Source organism: Curtobacterium sp. HSID17257, assembly GCF_003989515.1.
Lineage (GTDB): Bacteria > Actinomycetota > Actinomycetes > Actinomycetales > Microbacteriaceae > Curtobacterium.
On sequence record NZ_RBLU01000145.1, the window covers coordinates 1 to 6,553 of the forward strand.

Genomic DNA, 6,553 nt, shown 5'->3' on the forward strand with positions numbered 1-6,553 from the left:
CGAGAACCACCCCGGCGACGACCGCCGCCAGCGCGGGGACGCCCCCGGCCACGACCATGCCGACGTGCGCGCCGAAGTGGTCGACGACCTGCCCCATGACCGGCCCACCGATCGCCTGGCCGCCGAGCAGCACCAGCACGTACAACGACATCACGCGTCCGCGGATCGCGACGTTCGACGACAGCTGCACGAGCGAGTTCGACGCCGTCATGAAGAGCAGCTGCGACATCCCGACCGCGACGAGCGCCACGGTGAACGGTGCGATGACCGGGATCGAGCCGCTCACGACGAGCAGCACGCCCGTCCAGAACACCCCGCCGACGATCGTCCGGAGCCGCACCGTCGCCCGCCGGGTCGACAGCAGCGCCCCGGTCAGGGCCCCGACCGCGACCGCGGAGTTGAACACGCCGTAGCCGCCCGCGCCCACGTCGTAGACCTCGGACGCGAACGCCGAGAGCAGCACCGGCATCGTCAGGGCGAACACCGAGAAGAACGCCATGAGCACGACCGGCACCAGGATCGTGGGCTTCCGGACCGCGTACCGGAGGCCCTCCACGAGCTGCCCCTTGGCGCGCGGCATCGGCGGCGTCCGGTGGAGCTCCGAGGTGCGGAGGAACCCGAGCGTCACGACCACGGCGACGCAGGCGACGGCGTTCACCCCGAACGACCACCCCGCCCCGACGGCCACGAGCAGCGCCCCGGACAGTGCCGGACCGATCATCCCGCCGAGTTGGAACACGCTCGAGTTGACGCTGATCGCGTTCCGCAGGTGCTGGTGCCCGACGATCTCGGTGACGAAGACCTGCCGGGCGGGGTTGTCGATGACGGTGACCATCCCGACCAGGAACGCGATGACCCAGATGTGCCACGCCTCGACCACGCCCGTGAGGGTCAGGACGGCGAGCAGGGCGGAGAGCACCGCGAAGGCGCCCTGGGTGAGCATCATCAGCGCGCGCTTCGAGAACCGGTCCACGAGCACCCCGCCCCAGAGTCCGAAGAACAGCATCGGTGCGAACTGGCAGGCCACGGTGATGCCGACCTGCGCGACGGAGCCGGTGAGCTGCAGGACGAGCCAGTCCTGCGCGATCCGCTGCATCCAGCCGGCGGTCATCGCCACCAGGTTGGTCGCGGTGAAGAGCCGGAAGTTCGGGACGGAGAGGGCGATGAGCGTGTGCCGCCACGGCGGGCGCTCGGACTGGATCGGCAGCGGTTCGGTGGGCGGAGGGAGGGTCGTCGATGACGCACTCACGGTCGTGGGGCTCCGGATCGTCGGGGGTGGACTCGGTACCTGGTCGAAACGATTCGGTACCCCTCCGAAACTACGTGGCGCTCGGCCATTCGACACCCCTATGGTGGCTATCACTCCATTGTGATGTCGAATGGCGGCGGCCCGCCCGCCGGAGGAGGTCTCGTGCTCGACCCGGTGCTGCTCCGCACGTTCCTCGCCGTCGCCGAGACCGGCAGCTTCACGCTCGCCGGGCAGCGCCTCGGCATCAGCCAGCCGACGGTCTCCCAGCACGTCCGTCGGCTGGAGACCGCCGTCTCCCGGACCCTCGTGGCCCGGGACACCCGCGGGGTCGCGCTCACCGACAACGGGGACGCGATGGCCGGCTTCGCCCGCTCGATCCTCGCGGCGCACGCGACCGCCGACGCGTACTTCTCCGGGGCGGCGACCCGCGGCCGGCTCCGCTTCGGTGCCGCGGACGACCTGGCGATCACGCAGTTGCCCCGCATCCTGCGGGACTTCCGCCGCCTGCACCCGCAAGTGAACCTCGAGTTGACGGTGAACCAGTCCGCGCCGTTGCTCCGTCGGGTGCACGCCGGGCAGCTCGACCTCGTCTTCATCAAGCAGACGGCGGGGGAGTCCGCCGAGGGCACCCGCGTCGCGACGGACCAGATGGTGTGGATGGCGCAGGACGGCATCGCGGTGGAGCGGGACGAGCCGGTGCCGCTGATCGCGTACCAGGCGCCGAGCATCAGCCGGCAGATGGCGATCGACGCCCTCGAGGCCGCCGGCCGCACGTGGCGGATCACCTGCAACACCCGCGACGTGAACGGGGTGCTCGCCGCGGTGCGGGCGGGGATCGGAGTCGCGGTGTTCCCGCACTCGCTCATCCCGGCCGACCTCGTGAAGGTGTCGCAGCGCCTCTCGCTGCCGGACCTGCCGGCCGTCGACTACGTGCTCATCGCGAACCCGACGGTGCAGCGCGAGCCGATCGACGCCCTGACGAGCGCGATCCTGTCCCGCGGGGTCGTCCGCGCCGTCTGAGCGCTACGGAGCCACCGTCGGCGTCGTGCCCGTCCCCGTCAGGTCGGGCAGCGTCACGCCCGCCGGCGCCAGCAGCGCGGCGGCCACCGCCCAGAGGAGCACGAGCGTCCCGACCCCGCCGAGCACCGTGCCGAGGAGCGCCACCGGCCGCTGCCACGTCGCCGCAGGGCTCCGCAACGCCGTCCCCGACAGTGCGAGCGCGAGCACTCCGAGCACCAGCCCGGTGGCGTGCACCGTCGCCGGCGCCGTGAACCACCACGCGGCGAGGGCGATCGTCGCGACACCGGTCACGGCCCCGAGCACGGCCGCCGGCGTCACGCCGATCGCGGTGCGGCTGCGGTCGCGAGTGGTTCCGCGTCCGGCCTGGAGGCGCTCCTCGCCCCCGTCGTGCTCGCCCACCTCGGCTCCGGCGCCGGTCCGCGCCGTGACTGACTCCGACGCACGGGTCCGTCCGCGGGAGCCGGACCTGCGGCGTCCCGTCGGCGCTCCGGCTGCGGTCGGCTCGGCGGCGGCACCCGGTGCGGCTGTCGTGGCTGCTGCGCCGGCGGTGGTCCCGGCAGCGGGAGCAGACGTCCCGGGGAACACGGACGGCGTCGGGGTCGGGATCGCAGCACCCGCGGCGATCACGGCGTCGAAGTCGGTCGGAGCGGGCTCGACGACGACCGGTCGCGGTGCCTGCTGTCGGGCGAAGCGCGCCGGCGTGCGGTACCCGATCGGCCCGGAGGGTTCGGGTTCCGTACCCTCGACCAGGACGTGCTCGAGGCCGGGGACCGAGAAGCGGGGTTGCCCGACCACCGGTGCCGCGGGAGCGGGGGGCTGCACCGGCGCCGATGCCGGTGCCGATGCCGATGCCTGAGCGGTGTGCGTGGGATCGACCGGGGGCGTGAGGGGGCCGCCCGACTCGCCTGCGTCGACGGGTGACACCGGCAGCGGGGCCGTGTCGAACGGCGGCACCTGGACCGCGGGCGAGGTCGGGGCCGGTGGGAGCAGGTGCTCCTGCGGCGGGTAGTCGGGCACGACGATCGCTCCGTCGGGCAGCCCGTCGGTCGGAACGGACGGCAGCGCCGAGCCGAGCGCACCCGGCGTGCCGGGAGCGGCCACGGGGACCGACGCTCCCGTCTCGACGACGGCAGGAGCTGCGGCGGGGGTGAGCGGTGCCTCCCGGCTGGCGACGGTGTCCTCCGGGGGTGCGACGACCCACGCAGGGACCGCTCGACGCGGCCGGTCTCTGTCCGGCATGCGGTGCGACGCCACTCGTGCTCCCTCGCTCTTCTGATCCATCGTCATTTCTATCCAGGTGCATGGATCGGTGCGCAGCCCCAGTTCCGGGGTCGCAGTGTCCACCGCACGCAGGACGCCGCGCGGCCCGGGCCCGCGAGACGCAACGAAGGCGGCTCCGCGCCGAGCTGTACCGCTGGGGGGAACCGCCTTCGTTGCGTGTTGCGGAGGTGGGGGCTACATGTCGCGGTAGCGCTTCGCCTCGGCGAGCTTCGTGCGGAGCTCGTCGGCGGTGTAGCGCGTGACGTACCCGGGGGTGTCGCGCTGGATGCGCCAGCCCTCGGCGAGCGGACCGGCGTCGACCACGTCGAACCCGAACTGGTCGATCAGCTCGGACACGACCCGCTTGGCGTCGGCGTCGTCACCGGCGACCACCAGGGCGCGGCGGTCGGGGGTACCGGCCGGGGTGGCCTCGTCGGTGAGCGCCGGAGCGGCGATGTGGTTGAACGCCTTGACCACCCGGGCACCGCGCAGGTGGTCCTGCAGGAGCTCGGCGGTGGTCGTGGTCTCGTCGTCGAGGGACGCGATGTGGCCGTCCCGCTGCGGGTAGTAGTTGTTCGTGTCGATGACGACCTTGCCGACCAGGGGCTCGACCGGGATGGTCTCGATCGCCGCGAGGGGGGTGGTCACGACGACGATGTCGCCCGCTGCTGCCGCCTCGTCCCGGGTCGCCGCGCGGGCGTGCTCGCCGAGCTCCGAGACCAGGTCCTGCAGGGTCTCCGGGCCGCGTGAGTTGGCGATCACGACCTCGTGGCCGTGCTGCACGGCGAGGCGCGCGAGCTGAGAACCGATGTTGCCTGCTCCGATGATGCCGATCGTTGTCATGCGGTCGTGCAACGCGGTCCGCTGCGACGCATTCCCGCCGGTGGTGGCCTCCGTGCGGCCGTTGCCCGTCGGGTGCATGATGGCGCCATGGCCCACGAGTTCCGCGACGAAGCCGACCGCGACCGCTACGCGATGTACGTCGACGGCGAGCTCGTGAGCGTCCTCGACTACCGGGCCGGGGACGACGCCGTGTCGTTCCCGCACACGTACACGGTCCCGAAGCACCGCGGACACGGCTACGCGGCGGAGCTCGTCGCGTACGCCGTCGACGACGTGGCGGCCCGGACCACCAAGCGCATCGTGCCGATGTGCTGGTTCGTCGGCAAGTGGTTCGACGAGCACCCCGAGCAGGCCGACCTGCTCAGCCGCGGCGCCGCGGACTGACACACCCCACGGTCCGTTCGCAGCCTCGCAGCCGGACACGAGCACCCGGAGACACCGTGCCCACGATCACCCCGTTCCTCTGGTTCGACGACCAGGCCGAGCAGGCCGCCACGTACTACGCGTCGCTCTTCCCGGACAGCCGGGTCGACAGCGTCGCGCGGACCTCGGACGGCACCGCCCTCGTCGTCGAGTTCACCCTGCTCGGCCAGCCGTACCGGGCGATGAACGGCGGCCCGGGGCACCCGCACACCGACGCCGTGTCCTTCCAGGTCGACGTCGACACCCAGGAGGAGCTCGACCGGGTGTGGGACGCGCTCCTCGCCGACGGCGGTCGACCGCTCGCGTGCGGGTGGCTGCACGACCGCTGGGGGCTGGCGTGGCAGGTGACCCCGTCGATGATGGGGGACCTGATGACCGGCGGCGGCGATCCCGAGGCGAACGCCCGGGTGTTCCGCGCGATGCAGGAGATGGTGAAGCTCGACATACCGGCGCTGCAGGCCGCAGCCGCCGGCCGCTGAGGGGGAGCAGGCCGTGCCCGCCGGTAGGGTGGCGGGACCCACCAGCGCCGAGCACCCGGCGAACGCAGTGACAGGCTGGAGAACGCGATGAGCAGCCCGAGCTCAGCGGCCCGCGACGGCGACCGCGCCGACGACGACGTCCGCGGCACCGACATCGGCCGCGCCTACACCGAACTCTCCCGCATCACCCGCCGCGCGAGCATCCGGGCACGCGGCGACGACCTCGTGCTCAGCGTCGTCGACCAGTCCCTCGTCGACTTCGTCGTGCAGCACCCCGGCTGCATGGCCATCGACATCGCCCGGTACCTGCGGCTGAACCGGTCGACGATCTCCCGGCAGCTCTCCGGCCTGCTCGCGGCCGGTCTCGTCCGCACCACCGACGGCGGTTCCGGTAACGCGAAGCCGCTCGAGGCGACCGACGCCGGACGCGCCGCACTCGACCGCTCGGTGCGCCTGCACCGCGACGCGCTCGTGGAACGGCTCGCCGACTGGTCGGACGACGACGTCGCGCTCCTCGCCGGCCTGCTCGAACGACTCGGCGCCGCCGACGAGGCCGGCCTGCCGATGCCCGCACGCGCGATCCCGGACGACCACGCCGGCGGGGCCGGTCCCGCGGCCTCGTGACCACCTCGTTCGTCCTGCTCTCGGACACGCACCTGCCGAAGCGCGCGAAGGACCTGCCCGCCGCGCTCTGGGCCGACGTCGACGGCGCGGACCTGGTCGTGCACGCGGGGGACTGGGTCGACCTCGCCACCCTCGACGCGGTGCAGGGACGGGCCCGCCGCTTCGAGGGCGTCCGCGGCAACAACGACGGCCCCGAGTTCGACGACCGGCTGCCGCTCGTCGCGCGGTTCATCGTCGAGGACCTGCGCTTCGCCCTGGTGCACGAGACCGGAGCGGCGACCGGTCGCGAGCGCCGGGCCGACGCCGCGTACCCGGAGACCGACGTGCTCGTCTTCGGACACTCGCACATCCCGTGGGACTCGGTCGCACCGTCGGGCATGCGCCTGCTCAACCCGGGGTCGCCGACGGACCGCCGCCGGCAGCCCGACTTCACGTGGATGCGCGGCACCGTGGACGGGCGGGCGCTGACGGTCGAGACGGTCCGGCTGGCCCCGGCGGCGCGCTGACGCGACGCAGCGAGCACCGGACGGGAGGCGCGGCAGGGACCCGCCCCGCGCCTCCCGTCCGTCACATGGCGGGTCCACCGCCGTGGTGCGGTCAGGCCCGCGGGAACGCTGGTTCCGTCGGCATCCGGAAGAACGCCAGCTCCCACTCG

General features: G+C 73.1%; 8 protein-coding genes. 5 read left to right on the forward strand and 3 right to left on the reverse strand.

Annotation, left to right across the window (positions count from 1 at the left end):
• A partial coding sequence (locus tag D8M35_RS14825; protein ID WP_126892534.1) for an MFS transporter occupies nucleotides 1-1,249 on the reverse strand: 1,249 nt, incomplete at its 3' end.
• Nucleotides 1,250-1,411: 162 nt separating this feature from the next.
• Here D8M35_RS14825 and D8M35_RS14830 point away from each other — a divergent pair.
• Entirely contained in the window at nucleotides 1,412-2,269 is an 858-nt protein-coding gene (locus D8M35_RS14830) for a LysR substrate-binding domain-containing protein (RefSeq protein WP_126892535.1), read from the forward strand.
• A 3-nt stretch (nucleotides 2,270-2,272) separates the two neighbouring features.
• Here the strand turns inward: D8M35_RS14830 and D8M35_RS14835 are convergent, their stop codons facing one another.
• Together D8M35_RS14835 and D8M35_RS14840 are read right to left on the reverse strand one after the other, a co-directional pair.
• Complete coding sequence (locus tag D8M35_RS14835; RefSeq protein WP_126892536.1) at nucleotides 2,273-3,370, reverse strand: hypothetical protein; 1,098 nt, start codon at nucleotides 3,368-3,370, stop codon at nucleotides 2,273-2,275.
• Between the two features lie 354 nt (nucleotides 3,371-3,724).
• Nucleotides 3,725-4,372, reverse strand: coding sequence for an NADPH-dependent F420 reductase (locus D8M35_RS14840; protein ID WP_126892537.1), 648 nt, complete (start codon nucleotides 4,370-4,372; stop codon nucleotides 3,725-3,727).
• Between the two features lie 87 nt (nucleotides 4,373-4,459).
• Here D8M35_RS14840 and D8M35_RS14845 point away from each other — a divergent pair, with 87 nt between their 5' ends.
• From D8M35_RS14845 to D8M35_RS14860, 4 genes are all read left to right on the forward strand, one after another.
• The gene (locus D8M35_RS14845; protein ID WP_126892538.1) at nucleotides 4,460-4,756 is read left to right on the forward strand and encodes a GNAT family N-acetyltransferase; all 297 of its coding nucleotides are present in this window, start codon (nucleotides 4,460-4,462) and stop codon (nucleotides 4,754-4,756) included.
• A gap of 56 nt (nucleotides 4,757-4,812) precedes the next feature.
• Complete coding sequence (locus tag D8M35_RS14850) at nucleotides 4,813-5,274, forward strand: VOC family protein (RefSeq protein ID WP_126892539.1); 462 nt, start codon at nucleotides 4,813-4,815, stop codon at nucleotides 5,272-5,274.
• A gap of 87 nt (nucleotides 5,275-5,361) precedes the next feature.
• Nucleotides 5,362-5,898 carry a MarR family winged helix-turn-helix transcriptional regulator gene (locus D8M35_RS14855; protein ID WP_126892540.1) on the forward strand — a complete coding sequence of 179 codons (537 nt, stop codon included), beginning with the start codon at nucleotides 5,362-5,364 and terminating at the stop codon, nucleotides 5,896-5,898.
• A complete protein-coding gene (locus tag D8M35_RS14860) occupies nucleotides 5,895-6,404 on the forward strand; it encodes a metallophosphoesterase (protein ID WP_126892541.1) in 510 nt (169 codons plus the stop codon). The genes D8M35_RS14855 and D8M35_RS14860 overlap by 4 nt, the downstream gene beginning before the upstream one ends.
• The last annotated feature ends 149 nt before the right edge of the window (nucleotides 6,405-6,553 follow it).

What these genes read in the sequence shown, in the direction of transcription:
- D8M35_RS14840 (WP_126892537.1), bottom strand. Translation starts at nt 4,372, where the DNA reads ATGACAACGATCGGCATCATCGGAGCAGGCAACATCGGTTCTCAGCTC.
- D8M35_RS14845 (WP_126892538.1), top strand. Translation starts at nt 4,460, where the DNA reads ATGGCCCACGAGTTCCGCGACGAAGCCGACCGCGACCGCTACGCGATG.
- D8M35_RS14855 (WP_126892540.1), top strand. Translation starts at nt 5,362, where the DNA reads ATGAGCAGCCCGAGCTCAGCGGCCCGCGACGGCGACCGCGCCGACGAC.